General features: G+C 57.4%; 20 protein-coding genes. 6 read left to right on the top strand and 14 right to left on the bottom strand.

Annotated features, from left to right (window positions below; all coding sequences use genetic code 11):
• From ABSG49_RS01605 to ABSG49_RS01595, 3 genes are all read right to left on the bottom strand, one after another.
• Complete coding sequence (locus ABSG49_RS01605) at positions 1 to 603, bottom strand: V-type ATP synthase subunit E (protein WP_424024347.1); 603 nt, start codon at positions 601 to 603, stop codon at positions 1 to 3.
• Positions 604 to 725: 122 nt separating this feature from the next.
• The gene (locus ABSG49_RS01600) at positions 726 to 944 is read right to left on the bottom strand and encodes an ATPase (protein ID WP_424024346.1); all 219 of its coding nucleotides are present in this window, start codon (positions 942 to 944) and stop codon (positions 726 to 728) included.
• 104 nt (positions 945 to 1,048) lie between these two features.
• Entirely contained in the window at positions 1,049 to 1,393 is a 345-nt protein-coding gene (locus tag ABSG49_RS01595) for a hypothetical protein (RefSeq protein WP_424024345.1), read from the bottom strand.
• Between the two features lie 194 nt (positions 1,394 to 1,587).
• On the opposite strand from ABSG49_RS01595, the gene ABSG49_RS01590 reads away from it, so the two are divergent.
• A complete protein-coding gene (locus tag ABSG49_RS01590; protein WP_424024344.1) occupies positions 1,588 to 1,917 on the top strand; it encodes a hypothetical protein in 330 nt (109 codons plus the stop codon).
• A gap of 884 nt (positions 1,918 to 2,801) precedes the next feature.
• On the opposite strand, the gene ABSG49_RS01585 is transcribed toward ABSG49_RS01590, so the two are convergent.
• The 6 genes from ABSG49_RS01585 to ABSG49_RS01560 all read right to left on the bottom strand — a co-directional run bounded on the left by ABSG49_RS01585 (position 2,802) and on the right by ABSG49_RS01560 (position 8,084).
• A complete protein-coding gene (locus ABSG49_RS01585; protein WP_424024343.1) occupies positions 2,802 to 3,965 on the bottom strand; it encodes an aconitase X in 1,164 nt (387 codons plus the stop codon).
• A 4-nt stretch (positions 3,966 to 3,969) separates the two neighbouring features.
• Complete coding sequence (locus tag ABSG49_RS01580) at positions 3,970 to 5,205, bottom strand: UbiD family decarboxylase (protein ID WP_424024342.1); 1,236 nt, start codon at positions 5,203 to 5,205, stop codon at positions 3,970 to 3,972.
• Positions 5,198 to 5,782 (bottom strand): UbiX family flavin prenyltransferase, encoded by a 585-nt coding sequence (locus tag ABSG49_RS01575; protein ID WP_490356188.1) that lies wholly within the window; start codon positions 5,780 to 5,782, stop codon positions 5,198 to 5,200. The genes ABSG49_RS01580 and ABSG49_RS01575 overlap by 8 nt, the downstream gene beginning before the upstream one ends.
• Before the next feature lie 57 nt (positions 5,783 to 5,839).
• The gene (locus ABSG49_RS01570) at positions 5,840 to 6,283 is read right to left on the bottom strand and encodes a hypothetical protein (RefSeq protein ID WP_424024340.1); all 444 of its coding nucleotides are present in this window, start codon (positions 6,281 to 6,283) and stop codon (positions 5,840 to 5,842) included.
• A 17-nt stretch (positions 6,284 to 6,300) separates the two neighbouring features.
• Positions 6,301 to 6,774 carry a hypothetical protein gene (locus ABSG49_RS01565; RefSeq protein WP_424024339.1) on the bottom strand — a complete coding sequence of 158 codons (474 nt, stop codon included), beginning with the start codon at positions 6,772 to 6,774 and terminating at the stop codon, positions 6,301 to 6,303.
• Positions 6,775 to 6,878: 104 nt separating this feature from the next.
• The gene (locus tag ABSG49_RS01560) at positions 6,879 to 8,084 is read right to left on the bottom strand and encodes an HD domain-containing protein (protein WP_424024338.1); all 1,206 of its coding nucleotides are present in this window, start codon (positions 8,082 to 8,084) and stop codon (positions 6,879 to 6,881) included.
• 39 nt (positions 8,085 to 8,123) lie between these two features.
• Between ABSG49_RS01560 and cofD the strand changes: the two genes are divergently transcribed.
• From cofD to ABSG49_RS01540, 4 genes are all read left to right on the top strand, one after another.
• A complete protein-coding gene (cofD, locus tag ABSG49_RS01555) occupies positions 8,124 to 9,026 on the top strand; it encodes a 2-phospho-L-lactate transferase (protein WP_424024337.1) in 903 nt (300 codons plus the stop codon).
• A 143-nt stretch (positions 9,027 to 9,169) separates the two neighbouring features.
• Positions 9,170 to 10,084, top strand: a complete 915-nt coding sequence (locus tag ABSG49_RS01550; RefSeq protein WP_424024336.1) for a PEGA domain-containing protein — start codon at positions 9,170 to 9,172, stop codon at positions 10,082 to 10,084.
• A 211-nt stretch (positions 10,085 to 10,295) separates the two neighbouring features.
• Complete coding sequence (locus ABSG49_RS01545) at positions 10,296 to 11,483, top strand: HEAT repeat domain-containing protein (protein WP_424024335.1); 1,188 nt, start codon at positions 10,296 to 10,298, stop codon at positions 11,481 to 11,483.
• A gap of 114 nt (positions 11,484 to 11,597) precedes the next feature.
• Positions 11,598 to 12,566 (top strand): cation diffusion facilitator family transporter, encoded by a 969-nt coding sequence (locus ABSG49_RS01540; protein ID WP_424024334.1) that lies wholly within the window; start codon positions 11,598 to 11,600, stop codon positions 12,564 to 12,566.
• Between the two features lie 206 nt (positions 12,567 to 12,772).
• Here the strand turns inward: ABSG49_RS01540 and ABSG49_RS01535 are convergent, their stop codons facing one another.
• Together ABSG49_RS01535 and ABSG49_RS01530 are read right to left on the bottom strand one after the other, a co-directional pair.
• Complete coding sequence (locus ABSG49_RS01535; RefSeq protein ID WP_424024606.1) at positions 12,773 to 13,438, bottom strand: flavodoxin family protein; 666 nt, start codon at positions 13,436 to 13,438, stop codon at positions 12,773 to 12,775.
• A gap of 105 nt (positions 13,439 to 13,543) precedes the next feature.
• Positions 13,544 to 14,140 carry a hypothetical protein gene (locus tag ABSG49_RS01530; RefSeq protein WP_424024333.1) on the bottom strand — a complete coding sequence of 199 codons (597 nt, stop codon included), beginning with the start codon at positions 14,138 to 14,140 and terminating at the stop codon, positions 13,544 to 13,546.
• 165 nt (positions 14,141 to 14,305) lie between these two features.
• Here ABSG49_RS01530 and ABSG49_RS01525 point away from each other — a divergent pair, with 165 nt between their 5' ends.
• Positions 14,306 to 14,980: a VTT domain-containing protein gene (locus ABSG49_RS01525; RefSeq protein WP_424024332.1), complete on the top strand. Its 675-nt coding sequence runs from the start codon at positions 14,306 to 14,308 to the stop codon at positions 14,978 to 14,980.
• A gap of 163 nt (positions 14,981 to 15,143) precedes the next feature.
• Here the strand turns inward: ABSG49_RS01525 and ABSG49_RS01520 are convergent, their stop codons facing one another.
• The 3 genes from ABSG49_RS01520 to ABSG49_RS01510 all read right to left on the bottom strand — a co-directional run bounded on the left by ABSG49_RS01520 (position 15,144) and on the right by ABSG49_RS01510 (position 18,187).
• Positions 15,144 to 15,650, bottom strand: coding sequence for a hypothetical protein (locus ABSG49_RS01520; RefSeq protein ID WP_424024331.1), 507 nt, complete (start codon positions 15,648 to 15,650; stop codon positions 15,144 to 15,146).
• Positions 15,651 to 15,813: 163 nt separating this feature from the next.
• On the bottom strand, positions 15,814 to 16,806 hold the full coding sequence (gene purM / locus ABSG49_RS01515; RefSeq protein ID WP_424024330.1) for a phosphoribosylformylglycinamidine cyclo-ligase: 993 nt from the start codon (positions 16,804 to 16,806) through the stop codon (positions 15,814 to 15,816).
• Entirely contained in the window at positions 16,799 to 18,187 is a 1,389-nt protein-coding gene (locus ABSG49_RS01510) for an aspartate kinase (protein ID WP_424024329.1), read from the bottom strand. Before ABSG49_RS01510 ends, purM begins: the two co-directional genes overlap by 8 nt.
• Positions 18,188 to 18,247: the final 60 nt, after the last annotated feature.

The raw sequence follows: 18,247 nt of genomic DNA, 5'->3' as shown, positions 1-18,247 counted from the left end.
TCAGCCACCGGACAATATGGCGTAGATCTCGAGTCTCTTGTGCTCCTTTATCCGTTCGAGCCGGGACTCAATCGTATTGGAGATCGTGATGAGGCCATCCGGAGAACTGGCCACGAGACCTCCCGCACATTCGATATCGGTGAGGATCTCGCACCGGATGCCCATTGCCGCCAGTGTTTTTGTGCAGAGATCGAGGTCCCGCTTGTCGACGTGGACAAGGAACGGGGTCGCCCCCATCGCGCCGGTCGCCTCCCGGGCAAGCCGTTCGAATATGGCCGGGTATTTTTTGTCCTGCCGGAGCCGGGACAACTGCGTCCAGGCGTTGTCAAAAGCGGCCAGAAAAATGTTCTCCCGGCTCCTGAGAGCTTTCTCCTTGATATCCCCCTTCGTGAGGTACATCTGCTTGTTCCGCTCGATAGAGGCGGATTTTTCTGCTTCTTTTATGGAGATCGCCTGGATCTCCTCTGCCTTCTTCTTCGCCTCCGCCCGGATCTCCCCGGCCAGCTTTTTTGCCTTTTCCCGGAGCTCCCGCTCCCGTTCCTGTGCACTCTCCTCGACGGATTTCAAGAGATTTTCATAGGCCACGATATCACCGTCTTGCATTTCCTCTCAAGCGAAGCGGTCCTGCTGCCTTGTGGCTCCCGGTGTTCCCGGTCCGGGAGGGGAAAGAAGGATTCTGTCTGGGGAACGCAGTGCTCTCACGGGCAGCCTATTTGCCACCTGTGTCACTTCACCATCAGGATGATCATCGCGGCGACGACAAAACCGAGGATGACCAGCGTCTCGGGGATCGCTTCTAAGATGATGATCGAACCTGCAGTCTCCGGCTTTTCAGCAATCGCACCCGCGCCTGCTGCGCCGATGCGGGACTGCGCCCACCCGGTGCCAATCGCACCTAAGGAGAATGCGAGCGCAGCCCCGATAGGAACTTCCCAACCAACCATGTCATTACCTCTTAATGATAGAACCTAACAGAGTGCTGCTATATTAAGGTATTGCGGTGGTTATGACCGGAAGCAGGCTTCCACCACGTATGCTTGCGGGACGGTCACAAGGGAGGAGAACTGTGCCGGGAATGCGAGAGGATCGCGTCCATCTCGTCGAACACGACGTCAGTAATCACATGGCCCTTGGCCCTCTTACCGAGGGCGATGAGGTCCTGTATGTCCTGGCAGGTGAGCGTGGAGAACGAGTACTCTTCCCACTTCTCACGCTTAAGGTTGATCCAGAGCTCGCCGAGAATTTCCCGGAGGAGGGTGTAGTCTGCATTGCAAAAGGAGGGCCATCCGGCAGCCGGGGCGTGCCGTATCTTCTCCACCGCAGCTTCAACGGCCTGCTCCCTCTGGAGCTGGAACCGCCTCCTGCCCAGTTCCTCTTCATCGGTGCGGGTCATATTCGCAATCAATCGGAATTATACTGTCCCGAGTTATAGCACTTTCCCTCACCGGCCATGTACTTTTACCCAATCCATGACACTATATAATACGTGCGCGGCGCTGATTCCGCAGTCCGTGCAGAGGCCGCAAAGTATATGATTGCACAGCGGGACTCACTCATCATCCCCATCATGGGGCGGGAGGAACACGTATGCCGGATGTAACTCAGGCAGAGATAGGAAGGCGCCTGTACCATGTCCATCGTGGAAAGACGGTCGAGCGTGCGATGAAACTGATGCAGCAGGGTATCGGTGCAGAGTGGAAGTCGTTCTCCGAAGCGGATGTCAGCATCCTCACGCACCTGCTCCAGTGCACGTGGAACACGATCGACCAGGGGATCTGGGACAAGATCCCGTTTGCGAATACCAAGGCGGGCGATGTCCGGCAGATCCTTTCGTACGGGGAAGGAGTTATGCCGGGGCGGAACCCGGCGCCGGATGCGGTGGCAGAGATCAGGAAGATCCTGCTTGCGGTGAAGTGAGCATCATCTTTTTTTTTCCGGAGCGCGGCCGGAACTATTTTTTGAGATTTTTCCGGGCGGGTTTGAAATTTTCCAAAAAATTTTCTGGATTTTTCGATGACAAAATTTTCCGGGCTCTGAAGAAATTATTCAATAAATTCTGACGCTCCAGGGGCTCCGCCTTCGGCTCCGGCCCGCCGCTGAGGTCCCCCCATTGTGATAGCGCTGTATTACCTGTACAAAAATGTGGAGAAATTTTCTGCACAGGTAATACGGAGGCATCACAATGCGCCACGTCCCCCCACGGGGTGTCGAATCTCATCAGAGATGAGACAGGAGAAGAGCCTTCAGGCTCTTCGACTGACTGGTGGCGCAAGAGGGGGGGCGATCCGGTACCGGCCTCTGGGAGTTAGAGCCATCCGAAAGGGTATATAAACCCCTTTTCACCGTCGGAGAGTGGGTAAAAATTGGATGCCGGAAGAGATACTCTTTTCAGGTTCCCGTTCTCCGTCGGAGACTTCCTGCCCTTGGGCAGGTATGGACCTCCCGGGAAGCGGTAATTTCGGAAAATGCCACGGTAATTCGGCTCCGGACCGACTATTTTACGTCGGCAGAACCATGACGGTATTTAGCAGCATTTGGGCGCCGAAACAGAATCCGGATCGGGATTCAGGACGTTATTAAACCGGAGGCCTGTTTTGGGGATCCGGATTTCCGGGAGCCGGGAACTTATTTGGTAGGGTCTTGCGAACCGGGCAGGAAATCGTAAAAAAATCCCGGGAAAATTTTCCGGAAATTCTTTGAAAAAATTTTCAAAAAAAACTGGAGTGAAATTTTTCCGGAAAAAATTTGAAATCCCAAAGATTTTCCCCGGAATTTCATAACGCTCCCGGAGGCCGGAGATCCTACTCCGTCCCCACCCGCACGCACTCCTCGATCGTCCCGATCCGGGCGACCGCAGCGCACATGTCCGGCACGTACGCGAGCGCCTTGCCGGAATTCACCATGATTGCCTCATACTGCTCCATCACGGGCGAGACCACCATGCAGGTATCGGCAAAGACCCGGGCCCCGCTCTTCTCGATCGCATCCACGGTTCGCAGGTTATTGTCGATAACGCCCTGCGAAGCAAAGATATAGAACGGCATGCTGACGACCTTCCCTATGAGGAGCCGGGCGATCTCCTCCAGCTCCGCAGGGGAGCAGTGCGGGCAGCCGACCGCGACCGCATCGACCGGGATCTCTTTGAACAGCTTCCTGATCTCCGCAGATTCCACGGCAATTGTGTCGAGGCCGGTGAGGTCGAAGGGTCTTTTCACGGCCTCGGGGGTGATACCCGCGACGTGGTAAAGGGCTACAGCACCGGTTGCTGCCATCGCCGCCCCGAGCCCCTTGAGCTGGTCCTTGTCCGGACGGATGCCGGTGATGTACGGGATCCGGTTGCCCGCCAGCTTGCCGGCATGGTAACCGAGTGCCCCGTAGTCTGCGATGCTCCAGTTTTTCGTATCCGCTTTAACATCGATAACGAGCTGCGGTTTGCGGTTCTGTTCCAGGTGGAGGCCGTAGCAGGGCGTCTTTCCCACGAGCGCAGCGGCAAGGGCGCCGGGCCCGCCTTCGCGGTTGGTGCGGGCCCCGATCACCGAGTTCGCGTAGCTGACCGCGGAGGACTCCGACCATGCCAGGTGGTCGCCGAAGTCCGTTTCACGGAGGTAGTAGGGCGTGCAGGTGCACTCGATGCCGATGCCGAGACGCTCGTAGGCGGCGACGACGGCCTGCTGCTTCTGCGCGAAGTCCGGATCCACGCCCATCTCCTGCCAACGCCCGCGGGGCATGCCGATTGGGTTCAGCACCGCCGGGACCACGGCCTTTGCGTCGAGCGAGGAGAGCCACTGGAGGCCGTACTCGCCGATCGTCTTGTAGGACGCCCCGCTCACCTGTGCACTTTTGATGGGGACGAGCCGTTCGGCGCCGAAGACCTTGCCAAGCGCGACGAGGAGCTCGAGCATCTTCTGCCGGGTCTCGCCACGCTCACCGGCAAGTATCCGTTCCTCGTCCCTGTCGAGCTCCATCGCTTCACCACGTGGCACGCGAGAAATCCGCCTCGCGCCCGAGTACCATCGTCGCGTCAACCCCGACCTTGACATTCGTGCCGTCCTCGAGCTGGCACGGGTCCAAGGAAGACCCGCGGACACCGGTGATCACCATCACGTCCCGGTCGCCGCTCACCCGTGTCGCGATCGCATATTCGACGTCGTGGGGGTCTGTGGGATCGATGTCCTCGTCCACGACCACGACATGCTTGAGCGAGGTGTGGGCGGCAAACGCGGCCATGATCGCGTTCTTCCCGTCGCCCTGCGTGCTCTTTTTGATCTGGATCACCGCGTGGAGATAGCCGCAGCCGCCCTTCGTGAGCACGACATTTTTTACCTGTGTCACACCGGCCACTGCCTTGTAGATCTTCGGCTCGTAGGGACAGCCCATCAGCACCTTGTGCTCGTCCCCGCCGGGCAGGATCCCGTGGTAGATGAAGTCCTTCTTTGTGTGCATGCCGGTGAACTCGATCACCGGCTGGCGCCGGACCGGGTCGTAGGTGCCGGTGATGTCGACAAACGGCCCCTCGTCCGTCACGTCGGACCCGATGAACCCTTCCAGCACGATCTCCGCATCGGGAACAAGGACTCCGTTACTGCACCGGTTCACCCGGATCTCCCCCCCCATCAGTTCCGCGGCAAACCCAAGTTCCATGCCGGTCGGGACCCGGGTGCAGCTCGCGAAGGTCACTGCCGGGTGCGTCCCGATCGTGACAGCGATCGGGAGTTTCTCTCCTTTGGCAAGCGCCTTCCCGAGCATCACGTGGGTGTGCCGGCCTTCCACGAGCCGGGCCGCGACCCAGTGGTCGTCAAGCACGAGCATCCGGTGGATCGAAGCGTTCTCGACGCCGTCATAGCGCGAGAAGACGATCCCGGAGGTGATGTACTTTCCTGCGTCCTTCGGGAAGTGGCGCATGATCGGGATGCGTGAAAGCTCTGGCTTCTTCATCGCAAGGTTGCCATCCGTTACAACCTTCCCCGCATAGCTTGCGTCGGCCAGTGTCGGCACGATCTCCGGCTCGTCCATCCCGAGTGCTATGGAGAGGGCGGCCCGGCTTGCCGTGAGGTTCATCACCGCACGGGAGCTCCCGATCCTGTGGAAGAAGAGGAGCTTGTCGGTACCGGCCGCCATCTTCGGAGCTTCCATGTCCGCCGAGATCTGTTCCTCGACATCGATCACGAGACCCTTTTCCCGCATTTTTTCTATGAACTCACGCATCGTAGCCCTCCCAGCGCTTCGTAAGGTTGTGTTCCACCCCGAGGTGGTCGAGCACGCGGGCCACGACCATGTCCACGAGATCATCGATCGTCTCCGGTTTATGATAGAACGCCGGGCACGCAGGCATGATCGTTGCCCCGGCGTCTTCGGCGGCGAGCATGTTCTTCAGATGAATTTTCGAGAGCGGGGTCTCGCGGGTGACGAGGATGCACTTCCGGTGCTCCTTGAGGCAGACATCGGCGGTCCGCGTGATCAGGTTGTCGGAATACCCGTTCGCGATGGCGGCGAGTGTCTTCTGGCTGCACGGGATCACCACCATGCCGTCGGACCGATGCGAGCCGCTGGCAATGGGTGCCGCGATATCGTCGATCCCGTGATACGTTGCGGGAAACCCTTCAAACGAGACCCGCTCGTGGGCCGCGATCTGCTGCGCAATGTCCGTGACGATAAGGTGAACGGTCGCATCTCTGCACAGGACCTCGAGCAGGCGGCGGGCATAAATGACCCCGCTTGCCCCGGTCACGCCGATTACGTACTCCTTTTTCATGGTAGCCTCGCGCTCTCGTGTGGTACCAATGTCTGACTGGTGGCAAAAAGAGTTTGTGCCGGGACCTGCCCGGCTATGGCAGGTTTTTTATTTTTTTGGCGGCGCAAAGAAACGGTACCGGACCTGCGCCTCCTCGATCTTCTTTGCGTGCGAGGGGTTCAGGTCCCGGCGCGCCTCGATTACGAGCGTGTTGAGGATGTTGTGGAGCCGGAGGGTGTCGTAGTCCTTGTCCTTGTGCTCGTTTAAGAAGTCCAGCAGGTCGTTTGTGCTCCGGAGGACCCCGGTGCTTCCCACGAGGTTGAGGCGGTTGAGGGTCATCGCAAGGTTCTTCTTCGCGATGTCCATCTTGTACGGGTCTCCACCGGCCAGGTTCAGCTCGGTGATCGCGTTGAGGAGGTCCGTATAGACTTTCAGCTTATGGGTACTCTCATGCACCCGGCGCTCCGCGCCACGGAGCTTCCACACCGCAACCGCGATGGCAGCAACGATAACGATGACCCCGCAGATTATTACAATTACATCGTCAGACATACGTTACTTCTCCGTTATCATGGGTTCCGCTTTGCTGCGGTGACATCCACCTTGACCAGGGTGCCGGTCATAACGATCTTATACGGCCCGGTGATGTACATCGGGAACTGCTGGTGTTTCTCGTAACTGTTTTTATATGGCCACCCGTAGGGATCGGTCTTGTTGGTGTCCATGTTCGTCACGTTCATCTGGAACCAGCAGTTCTGCAGGTTGTCGCTGAGCGGGAGGACGTTGATATCGATACCCCACGAGGCATTGTCCACCCGGAACTGTTCGGTATACCGGTCCTTCTCGCTCTGGAAGGTGTAGGACTTCTGGAGATAGTGGTCACCGAGGGAGAACGATGGCTGGGGGGCAGCCGTGGCAGCCGCGGCAGTCGTGGCGACAGGAGCAGGGGCAGGGGTCGCACCAGTGCCCTGGCTCTGGGTGCACCCGGCGATCAGGACGCCTGCAATAACCAGCACAACGGTTAAAAGTACACTGTATTGCATATGGGTCAGTGTTGGGGGATGGTAATATATTATTTTTTATTTGCGTGCCGCGCGAATTCTGCCTGTCCGGGGGGGTGTTTCGGCCGGACACCGTTTTATCCGCGCTAAAAGAGCGTGTCCTGCCGGGTCGGCTTTTTGATATGCAGGACCTCGCATGCCGCATCGGCCACCGTCTCCCGGTATTCCGGGAGCGTATAAATACCGAGACGCCACTGCTCGCGCCGCGTCATATTGAGTGTGCGGATGCGGGGCGAGATCTCTTCAAAACTCGTCACGGAATGCCGGTTCTGCACCCGGACGCCAAGGGTCATCTCGCCGGGAATCGGGGGGATATCCACCAGCACCTCCTCCGGCCGTATGCCTGCATTTTCAGCAATCCGTGCAGCGATTGTCCGGGACTCTGCCAGCGGGATCCCGTCCTGCCATGCCACGCTGTTCACCTGGTCGCCGCCGACATAGATGGCCCGCTTATACAGCCGGCGCTCGTACAGGCGGCGTGCAATCCCGCGTGCGATCGCATTTTCCGAGGCCAGCAGCGCGTACATGCAGCCTGCATCGTCCATCCTGAGGAACTGCTGTATCCCGTCATCCTCTACTTCAGCAAAGTGCTCCAGCGCCGCGAGCTGGAACATGCTCTCCCCAATCCTGCTGACATGGTGGAAATAGACGGTCGGGCGCATGAGCGTCCGGGCGATCAGGAGGGACTCGGCTGCATTCACCCCGTTCTCGTCCAGCACGGTGCCGTCGGGATAGCGAATCAGGTGCCGGATCAGGCGCTGGGCATCGACCGTGCCGTACGGGGCGCCGGTATAGTAGGCGTCCCGGAGCAGGTAATCCATCCGGTCCACATCGAAATCACCGTGGATGATCCCGGAGAGGGGGTGCTTCCCTTTCACGACCGCACAGAGCTCCGCGGGGTCTACGCCGGCCGCAATGAGCAGGTCACCTGCGCAGTCCTCAACAACCGGGTCAATCTCGTCATGGGTGCGGTGCAGGTACTTGTCCATTAAGGGCTCGCTCGCATGGGAGAACGGCCCGTGGCCGATATCATGGAGAAGAGCCGCGGCGACAACAAGTGTGCGCTCGTCATCGGGGAGCTGGAACCTGCGGCACGCGACATCAGCAAGGAACATGGTGCCAAGGGAGTGCTCGAACCGCGTGTGGTTGGCGCCCGGATACACGAAGTAGGAAAAACCGAGCTGCCTGATGTAGCGGAGGCGCTGCAGCACGGGGGAGTCGAGCAGCCGGAGCGCGAAATCCTCCACCTCGATATAGCCATGGACCGGGTCCTTGATGATCTTCAGATTCACTAAAGAATCTTCATATACATCGCATAAAAGTATTGAGTAATGATTACCTTCCTGTCGGGTGGGACCGGCACGCCGAAACTCCTGCGGGGCATGCAGAAAGTGATGGACCGGCACGAGATCTCGGTGATTGTCAATACGGCCGAGGACATCTGGATATCGGGCAACCATATCTCCCCGGATGTCGATACAGTGATGTACCTGTTCGCCGGCATGCTCAATACCGATACCTGGTGGGGAATCCGGAGCGACACCTTCACCACCCATGAGGAGATCACACGGCTGGGTATCGATGAGTTCATCGCGATTGGTGACAAGGACCGGGCCGTGCATATCGCCCGCGGCGAGATGATGCGCAACGGGATGCGGCTGACCAACGTGACCAAGATCCTGTGCGAGCGGTTCGGGGTCCGCGAGAACGTCCTGCCCATGACCGATACGGAAGTCACGACGCAGGTGCAGACGGACCTCGGCCTCATCCACTTCCAGGAGTACTGGGTCCGGGCAAAAGGCAGGATCGAGATCCAGAAGGTGATCAGGAGTTTCAACGAACCCCCCGTGGCAACACCGGAAGCGCTCGAGGCCATCGAAGCGAGCGATGCCGTCGTGATCGGACCCTCCAACCCGATCACAAGCATCCTGCCCATCCTTTCCTGCGAGGGAATGAAGGCAGCGCTCAGGGACAAGAGGGTGATCGCTGTCAGCCCGTTCATCGGCAATGCCCCGGTGAGCGGCCCGGCAGCGGCCCTCATGCAGGCAGCCGGGTTTGAGCCGAACTCGATCGGGACCTTCAACTGTTACAAGGGCCTGGCGGACCTGTTCGTCCAGGACGTCCGCGATCCCGTGGAAGTGAGCCCCTCGGTGCGGTTCGATACCCTGATGGTGGACGAGGAGAAAAGCATCGCGCTGGCACAGGAAGTCCTGCGGCTGATCGCGACCTGCTGAAATCTCCCCTGCCGTTCGCAAAATCAGAATCCGGGATGCAATTGCCCGGTTGTGATCAACCCGGTTTGCAAATCTATATATCGCTAGGCAATAACGGTTATCGTAAGAGGTAGAATCCCACAATGTTCCGGAAAATTATCATTTTGCCGATAATTTTTTTTGTCTTACTTGCAGGCTGTGTTTCTGAAAAAGTCCCGGAGAAAGGGACCATCCAGTTTACGTCCTCGCCTCCAGGCGCCCAGATTTATCTTGACTCCCAGTTCCGGGGAACCGCACCAAGTACTGTAACGGATATCGAACCCGGCACCCATTCGATTGAATTCAGGTATACCGGATATGAGAGCTGGTCAACAGACATGGTGGTGTCATCCGGTCCAAATAATGTATTTGCCGCATTGTTGCCTCAGGCAGGCAATACTTCGGTGATTGGCACTATGGCCACCACCCTAGCACCTTCCTCACCCCTGACACTTACCCTGAAGGTTGAGAAGGACATTATGACTATTGGCAATACGCAGACATTTTCGGGCACAGGTACTCCGGGCCAGAACGTGCTGCTGGTCCTCTACGGACCGGGCAAATATACTGACGGGGTTAACCTTTACCAGACAAATGTCGGTGCAGATGGTGTCTGGCAATATACCTGGAATCCGGGGTCTTCAGTCATGTCCGGTACCTATAGCATAGTTGCAAGCGACGTTCAAAAGACAACGTCGGTGAGGGCAGGGTTTAATGTCGTTGGCGGCGGTCAGCTTGCCGTCACAACGAGCAGGTCTACCTACACAGTTGGCGATACCATAACATTCTCTGGGATATGCACAACCGGTGCACAAAACGTCATCCTGACCCTGTACGGTCCTGGACAATTTACCAATGGTATAAACCTTGGGACGCAGTCAATTAATGCCGACAATACCTGGACGTACAAATATGTAACATCCTATTCGACGCCGGCGGGAGCGTATACAATATATATCAACGATGCGCAAAGAACCGCATCCGCATCGTCAGGTTTCTCAGTCTTAACTAATTCCGGATCGTCAACTCCTCTGTCTTAAACAGCTGACGACACTACCCGCTGGAAATAATCCTGTATCGGCATTAAAAAATTCCCTTTATTCTTTCCGGTTCATGGAATAAAATGTTTTTTTAATGGAAAACGTCCTCCAATATTCGGCTAATAATCAGCGCAATGAAAATAAAAACCCGAACACGCCATCCGATACCTATTTGAATGATTTTATACTAATATTCGTTCGGAGAAGTTATATGAGTATTATCCAAAAATTCCTCAACCTGTTCAAGTCAGGGAAAGGCGAGGAGGAGGAGGCACGCCTCCAGGCACAGAAGGAGCGCTATGATAACTTCCTCAGGGCACTTACCGAGGGAGACCTCGATGCCCGCTGGGCTGCCGTACGATCCGTCGGCGACCTTGGCGAGCCGTTTATCGAACCGCTGATCCGTGGGTTAAAGGATGAATACTGGATTATCCGGCGGGGATCTGCTGATACCCTCGGCAAGATCGGTGCCCCAGCGGTCCATCCCCTGATCGGTGCACTGGACGAACCCGGTGAGGATGTCCGGCAGGAGACGGTTCGGGCGCTCCAGCTGATTGGAGAGCCTTCAGTCGCCACTCTTGTCCAGGCTACAAAGCACGGCCACCCGCTCATCCGGCGGGGTGCCGTGGAGGCACTCGGCATCATGAGTGAGGTACGGGCAATCCCGGTTCTTGCCGAAGCCCTGAAGGACGCGGATGCCGGAGTACGGCACGAGGCAGCGGTGGCCTTCGGACGCGTCGGTGACCCCCGTGGCGTCAGTCCGCTGATCGAGAGCCTCAGCGACCCTCAGGAGAAGGTGCGGACAGCCGCAATGGCGACCCTCTGCTCTCTCGGGCAACCATCCATCGACCCGCTGATCCGGGCACTGGTTGACCAGAACGAGGACGTCTGCCGCCGGGCATCGTTTGCACTTGTAACGATCGGGGAGCCGGCCATCGATGCCCTGATCGCCGCCCTCGGTGACCAGAACCCGGGCATTCGCAGGGGTGCAGCTGAGGTGCTCGGGCAGATCGGGAATTCACGGGCCATCCCGAAGATCATCGAGTGCCTCAATGATCCCGAGCGCTCCGTGCGGATCGAATCCGTCAGGGCCCTTGCAGCCCTCGGCGTTCCCGCCATCGCCCCGCTCATGCAGGTCTTCCGCGAAGGGGACGGCCGTATGAGGACCGGCGCCATGGAAGCCCTCTGGATGCTCGGCCAGCCGGCCACGACGCCGCTGATCATGGTCTTAAAAGACGACCAGAGCGATGTCCGGAAGCGGGCCGCCCTCCTGCTTGGCGAGATTGGCGATCAGAAGGCGGTCGACCATCTGACCAGCCTGCTCTCTGACGATAATGTCACGGTCCGGAAAGAGGCCTTCGAAGCCCTCGAGATGATCAAGAAGCGGACTGCGGCATAACCCGTCCGCATCTTCCATATTTTTTTAAGCACCCTGTGAACGGACCGCATATTTTCCCGGATAGATACCACATAACCTTTTTTTCCGGTCAGCCCAATAGAATGCACAGAAATCATGCTCGGGCTTTTCTCACGCACGAAGAAGATGCAGGTACAGTCTGCAGCCGAAGCCAAACGAAGTACGGCGCGGCTTTCGGTTCTCTCCAATATCTCCCTCGTCGTTATGAAACTCGCCATCGGGTTTGCTGTCGGCTCGCTCGCGATCATCTCAGAGGCGGCCCACTCGGGCATTGACCTTCTCGCCGCGATCATCGCATATATATCGATAAAGAAGGCGAACGAACCCCCGGACAAGGACCATACCTTCGGGCACGGCAAATTCGAGGACATGTCCGGCTTCTTTGAGGCACTCCTCATTTTCGGTGCGGCCGTCCTTATCATGTACGAGGCCGTCATGAAACTGATCCACGGGGAGGCAGCGCTCAACGAGGACCTGCTCGGGATCGGTATTGCCGTCATGGGCATCTCGGCGCTCATAAATTTTTTCGTCTCGGGGCGTCTGATGAAGGTGGCAAAGGAGACGGAGTCCATCGCGCTCGAGAGCGATGCCTGGCACCTGCGCACTGATGTCTACACCTCCCTTGGGATCATGGCCGGACTCATCCTGATCAAGCTCACCGGCATCCTGATCCTCGACCAGCTCTTCGCGTTCGGTGTTGCCATGATGATCATGCATGCGGCGTACGAACTGACGGTGCGTTCGTTTGGCGAGCTCACCGACCACCGTCTCTCTGACGAGGAGGAGGCCCGGATCAAAAAGATCCTCTGCGACCATGCCACGGATTTTGCGAATTTCCATGCACTGCGGACCCGGCGGTCAGGGCCCGACCGGTTTGTCGACCTGCATCTCGTGGTGGCAAAGGACACCACGGTTGAGGAGGCCCATGACCTTGCCGATCATCTCGAATCGGATATCCTGCTTGAATTTCCAAGGACAAGCATCTCCATCCATGTCGAACCCTGCAGCGAGGCGTGCGAGGATTGCTCCTCGCTGTGCAGGATCGAGAGGAAGCAGTCCGAATAATTTTTCCCGTCCGTTTTTCATCCTGGGCAGGATCTGACCTGCCGGGATACACCCAGATCGTCGCATCGCTCGCTTTGCAACTCTACGTTTTTCTCTCCCCGCTAATCGAGGGGATACCGGAACGGGGGTAATAAGCCAGCAGAGTTCCGTGCAGGATCCCGGCGTTCGATGCAAAAAAAGTGCGGGTATAACCCGTAAGGGTCTCCTTAGAGTTCCCCGAGGTCCTTCCAGTAATCGTACTCGTGTTTCCAGATGCCCTTGTTGAACGAGACGAGGCGCTTGAAATTTTCTTTTCGCTCAGCGTGGATCTTCTCCTGGGAAGGATCCTTCCATTTCGTCCTGATCGATTCCTCCAGTTTTCTGCCCAGCTCCTTTGCCTGCTTCTCGCCGACGACGATCGCGTTCGGATCCGCCCCCACGACCACCGCCACCTTGCCAACCGTTGTCGCACCAAAGTGCAAGAGGGCCATATTCATGTAATCCGCGACCTCGTCCGCGTACGCGCCGCCTGCAGTACAGACCGCACACCCGTACTTACCGGAGAGTGCCTGGCAATGGACCACGTCCGCCATCCTGTCGAGCATTGTCTTGAGCTGGGCGGTGACCTGGTTGATATAATTCGGCGAACCGAGGACGATCCCGTCCGCGTCCAGCATCTTCTCAAGCAGTGCCGGGTAGTCGTCATCGTGAATGCATTCTCCCTTCGCATAACAGGTGCCGCATGCGGTGCAGTAATGAATGTCAAGGCCGCAGACATCCACGAACGTTATATCGGCTCCCGCTTGCCGGGCGCCTTCGAGAACGCCCATGACGAGGCGGCGGGTCTGGCTCTTCTCCCCTTTCGGGCTCGCGTTGATCCCAATGATCTTCATCTCTACCACTACACTAATGATGCCTGCCGGGCGGTATAAAAGATGTGCGGTACAGGACCATTCCTGGTATACCTGATGATACGCCAAGGCACGGGAAAAAAGGGGTTAATCCCAGTAATTTTTTACAAACAGCCGGTTTTTCTGGACCTTTGGCGTGAAGATCTTCAGCGCGAGAGGAACGATCAGAATGCAGACAATCGCATTACCGATAAACCAGGTGGAAAAGACCGATCCCATACTCGCGGCGGCATTGGCATCGGCGAGCGAGAGCGTCCACGTGGCCCAGGCGGCACCGATGAGATTGTTGATAATCACACAGAAGAGGAGCACGTAGGTAAAGTCCCGCGGACTCTCCATGGACAAGTTCACACCGAAACTCTGGACCGCCACCAGCGGGATGAGGACCTGCAGGAGACCGGCAATCGCCCAGATGATGGCGATCTCCGGGTGGTGGGCGAGCGTATCCGAGGCAAGGAGCCCTGAGCCGACAAGGGTCCCGGCATATGCCGCGATCGCACCGTAGGCACCAAACCAGAGCGTAAAGAGGATCATGAACGCGACGGCGATATAGAACCTGGATACGACACCGCCAGCAATAGTCGGGGGGATCTGTACCGAGATCCACGCGAGGAGGGTGTCGATGATAATAAGGATGAACGTAAGAATGACAAAGGAATAGGTTGGTTCATTAACGTTTTTCATGCATTCACCTTTATTCCTTATTGTCCTCGTATATAAATAGCAGTTATTGACAGCACCCGGGCAGGACGCCCGTATCCGGACCGCACGTGCGGTGCCGGGAAGTGTGTGTGCCGGAGAGGGGCCGGAAGATTGGTTTATGGTATTCCGGAAACAAGGTACCCGGAAATGGATGTACCGTTTATCCTCATCGACCTCGTGCTCCACATTGACAAGTACCTTCCCGGGATCATTGGGAACTATGGGTTCTGGACCTACCTGATCCTGTTTGCAGTAATCTTCTGCGAGACAGGGTTCGTCATCCTGCCCTACCTCCCCGGCGACTCGATGTTGTTCGTCGCCGGCACACTTGCAGGGGCCGGTTACCTCAATGTGGAGATCCTTGTTATCACCCTCCTTGCCGCCGCAATCCTCGGAGACACCGTGAATTACTGGATCGGGCATACGATCGGGATGAAAGTCCTTGAACGGAAGCACAGTTTTGTCAAAACCGAACACCTCGACAGGACCCGGGCGTATTTCAACAAATATGGCGGTATCACCATCGTGATCGCGCGGTTTATCCCCTTTATCCGGACCTTCGCGCCGTTCCTTGCCGGTGTCGGGAAGATGCGTTACCGGTGGTTCCTTACCTATAACGTGATCGGTGCATCCCTCTGGATCCTTGCGTTCACGCTCGCAGGCTTTTTCTTTGGCGGCCTGCCCATCGTCAAGGAGAATTTCAGCCTTGTCGTCTATGCAATCATCGGCATTTCGATGGTTGCCGTTGCATCCATCGTGTTCAACGTGCTCCGGCAGCCCGCCGCTGATGAGAAGGCGTCGGGGCAAGAGAGAAAAGACTGAATCGTCAACGATGATGGATCCGGATGTTCACGTGCAGGGACTGCCATGAGCGGAGTTCCAGCTCACAACTCTCCCACATCCATGTTCTTCGTCCCGGAGATCGGGAATATCATCTGGCAGTGAAAAATACGCGGTGTAAAAAAATTTACACCATTATTCCAGTTTATGCCGGCAGGGCGTTCATTGCCGGGGGGATCAGGCGCCTGATCACGAGTTCCGGGACCTGTGTCGACGTCTTCACGCTCATGTCGAAATTCGCGGTGCTGCCGGTCGATCCCAGGTAGGTGAGGGTGATCTGGAAATCGGTGTCAATGACCGGCATACCGATAACAGTGACCTGTGCGTGCCGGGGGCTGGTGACGCGCTGCTGGCCTACGACCAGTTTCTCTTTTGTCCCGTCCACGTCGGCGATCAGTTCGTTGTTGTACGAGGTGACGAGGATGTGGCTGCTCCCGATGGTAATCGGCTCGCCATCCGGCAGGGTGACGCGGTAGTTGGTGGTGTACGGGAATTCGGTGCCGACATTGGTGCCAAGAACGGCAATGGTCAGCGTGACAACAGCAAGCGTGGCAATGACAACGATCAGCACCACGATTCCGACGAGCACCTTGGTACCGGTACTCCAGCCAGATTTGCCCGGTGATTCAGGCTTTTTTGTAACATCAGCCATAGTTCATCCATTAAACAGGAGTTTATGAATATTATATGGGTTGTGGATTATCGTGCCCGCTTTCTGATCCCGGGGAACACCCAGATCGGCTTACATAGTTGCCGATGGGGCTGTGAAGAGCACGGCAGAAAAAAATCGGTTTAATTTCAGGTAACTGCGGGGATCAGGTAATTTCCAATTCGCCCAGAAACGCCCCGGGCTCCTTCACCACTTCCCCGACAACCTGCGCCTCCTTCACCATCTTCAGCACGCAGGCAACGCTGCCCTTCGGCACAATATAGGCATAACCCATGCCCATGTTGAAGGTGCGGTACATCTCGACCAGAGAGATATCACCCGCCTTTTGGATCCACGAGAAAATATCTGGTGGAGTGATGGGTGTATCAAACCGGAACCCGTACTTGCTGAGCCGGTTGAAATTGAGCAGGCCCCCACCGGTAATATGGCACATGCCGTGCACCGTGCAGGATGCCGTGACCTTCAGACTCTCGTGGTAGATCCGGGTCGGGGTGAGGAGCTCCTCGCCGAATGTCTTTTTCCCTTTGAACTTCTTGCCATAGCCGGCATACTTCTCCACTATGCGGCGGGCAAGGGAGAGGCCGTTACTGTGGACACCGGTCGAGAGGACACCGATAATCTTGTCACCCGGTTTTATCCTTTCGCCCGCAATGATCTTATCCTTCTTCTGCATACCGAGGCAGGTGCCGGCAAGGTCAAGGCCGTTCACGAGGCCCTTGAGGGACGCGGTCTCCCCGCCCACGATATCGATATTCGCCTGCTTCGCCCCCTCGTTGAGACCGATCCCGATCTGGGCCATCTTCTCAATCGAGAGCTTATCGGTCGCGATGTAGTCAACAAATGCGACAGGTTCCACGTTCATCACGTAGAGGTCATTCACATTCATCGCGATGCAGTCGATACCGACCGTGCTCCAGTCTCCCTGTTGGTCGGCAACGAGCATCTTCGTCCCCACGCCGTCCGTGGTCAGGGCGAGTGCCATCTCACCGAAATCGATCAGGCCGGCGAAGTGCCCGACGCTTCCCATCATCGTTGCCTTGCCCTTCCGCTTGTAATCCAGGTTTTTGATCAGGGCCTTGATCGCCATGGATTCGAGATCGATGTCCACACCGGCTTCCGCGTAAGCATTCTTACTCATCGCTTTCCTCCGAGAGCCGGAACTCGTCATGGAGCACGCGGACCGCACGCGGACCATCGTTCTGACTGACGACAAACGAGATATTCGCCTCGCTCGAGCCCTGCGAGATCATCATCACGTTGATGCCGGCTTTGCCCAATGCCGTGAATATTCTCCCGCCGGTCCCGGGCTCCCCTGCCATGCCAGCCCCGACCACTGCGACTGCACAGACGTCGTGGTTGTGGCTCACTTCGCGGACCACACCCTGTTTCATCAGCTCAGTGAGGGCTTTTACCGCGGCCGACACGTGGGACTCGTCGACAATCAGCGAGATGTTCGCTTCAGAGGAGCCCTGCGAGATCATCATCACGTTCACCTCATTATCGGCAAGGATCGTGAAGATCGCTTTTGCCACGCCGGGCCTCCCGATCATCTGGGCACCATTGATGTTGATCGCGGCCACCTTATCGATGTAGGTGAGGGCCTTTACCACGCGGTGGTCCCGTTTGCCGTTGCGCACGATCACCGTGCCCGGGTGGGATGGATTGAAGGTATTCTTCACCCTGACGAGGATATTTTTCCTCATCGCTGGCTCGATCGAGCGGGGGTGCATCACCTTCGCACCGAAATACGAGAGTTCCATCACCTCGAGATACGAGAGCGATGGCATCACCCGGGCATCGTTGATCACCCGGGGGTCGCAGGTCATGATCCCATCGACATCGGTCCAGATCCAGATCTCGTCCGCATCGATACCGGCGCCGATGATGGAAGCGGAGTAGTCCGAGCCGCTCCGGCCGAGCGTGGTCAGGACCCCCTCGCGGGTGCAGCCCATGAACCCCATGATCACCGGGACCTCTTTCCCGAGCAGGGGGCCGATACGGCGCTTAATCCGCTCATCGCTGTCCGGGAGAGAGGTAGACTCCCCGTGCTGGGCAGTGGTGAGGATACCGGCCTCGCATCCGTCCATCACGGTCGAGGCGATGCCCCGCTGGCGCAGCGCTGCGGAAAGGATCGGGGCGAGAAGCCGCTCGCCGAACGAGATGATGTAATCTTTCGAGCGGGGAGTGAGTTCCCGCAGGTTGTAGATCGCAAAGAGGATGTTCTGGAGCCGTATGAGCTGCTCTTCCATCTCCGCCCCGACTTCTGGCACATAATCGGGTGCTGCCCCTTCGAGCGTGGTGATATGACGCTTGCTGAGCGCTTGGATCAGCGGTGCAATGGCAGTGTTGTCATTGGCGGTCGGGAGAGCGGCAGCGATCGCGATGAACTGGTCAGTCACGCCACGCTGTGCCGATACAACAACGGCGAGTTCGTCTCCTGCTTTGTGGTGTTTCTCGAGGATATCGACAACACGCTGGATACACCGGGCATCTGCAACGGATGTCCCACCGAATTTCATCAACAATCTCATTCTTTCTCTCACTCTGGGCGTGCCATTTATTTATGTAACTATACGATC

This window comes from Methanoregula sp. (genome assembly GCF_049510175.1).
GTDB lineage: Archaea > Halobacteriota > Methanomicrobia > Methanomicrobiales > Methanospirillaceae > Methanoregula.
Note: the sequence above shows the minus strand (reverse complement) of the source record. Positions and strands in the feature narration are given on the sequence as shown.

Coding starts and splice junctions, on each gene's coding strand:
- ABSG49_RS01605 (WP_424024347.1), bottom strand. CDS start 603: ATGCAAGACGGTGATATCGTGGCCTATGAAAATCTCTTGAAATCCGTC.
- ABSG49_RS01600 (WP_424024346.1), bottom strand. CDS start 944: ATGGTTGGTTGGGAAGTTCCTATCGGGGCTGCGCTCGCATTCTCCTTA.
- ABSG49_RS01595 (WP_424024345.1), bottom strand. CDS start 1,393: ATGACCCGCACCGATGAAGAGGAACTGGGCAGGAGGCGGTTCCAGCTC.
- ABSG49_RS01590 (WP_424024344.1), top strand. CDS start 1,588: ATGCCGGATGTAACTCAGGCAGAGATAGGAAGGCGCCTGTACCATGTC.
- ABSG49_RS01585 (WP_424024343.1), bottom strand. CDS start 3,965: ATGGAGCTCGACAGGGACGAGGAACGGATACTTGCCGGTGAGCGTGGC.
- ABSG49_RS01580 (WP_424024342.1), bottom strand. CDS start 5,205: ATGCGTGAGTTCATAGAAAAAATGCGGGAAAAGGGTCTCGTGATCGAT.
- ABSG49_RS01570 (WP_424024340.1), bottom strand. CDS start 6,283: ATGTCTGACGATGTAATTGTAATAATCTGCGGGGTCATCGTTATCGTT.
- ABSG49_RS01565 (WP_424024339.1), bottom strand. CDS start 6,774: ATGCAATACAGTGTACTTTTAACCGTTGTGCTGGTTATTGCAGGCGTC.
- cofD (WP_424024337.1), top strand. CDS start 8,124: ATGATTACCTTCCTGTCGGGTGGGACCGGCACGCCGAAACTCCTGCGG.
- ABSG49_RS01545 (WP_424024335.1), top strand. CDS start 10,296: ATGAGTATTATCCAAAAATTCCTCAACCTGTTCAAGTCAGGGAAAGGC.
- ABSG49_RS01540 (WP_424024334.1), top strand. CDS start 11,598: ATGCTCGGGCTTTTCTCACGCACGAAGAAGATGCAGGTACAGTCTGCA.
- ABSG49_RS01535 (WP_424024606.1), bottom strand. CDS start 13,438: ATGAAGATCATTGGGATCAACGCGAGCCCGAAAGGGGAGAAGAGCCAG.
- ABSG49_RS01530 (WP_424024333.1), bottom strand. CDS start 14,140: ATGAAAAACGTTAATGAACCAACCTATTCCTTTGTCATTCTTACGTTC.
- ABSG49_RS01525 (WP_424024332.1), top strand. CDS start 14,306: ATGGATGTACCGTTTATCCTCATCGACCTCGTGCTCCACATTGACAAG.
- ABSG49_RS01520 (WP_424024331.1), bottom strand. CDS start 15,650: ATGGCTGATGTTACAAAAAAGCCTGAATCACCGGGCAAATCTGGCTGG.
- purM (WP_424024330.1), bottom strand. CDS start 16,806: ATGAGTAAGAATGCTTACGCGGAAGCCGGTGTGGACATCGATCTCGAA.
- ABSG49_RS01510 (WP_424024329.1), bottom strand. CDS start 18,187: ATGAAATTCGGTGGGACATCCGTTGCAGATGCCCGGTGTATCCAGCGT.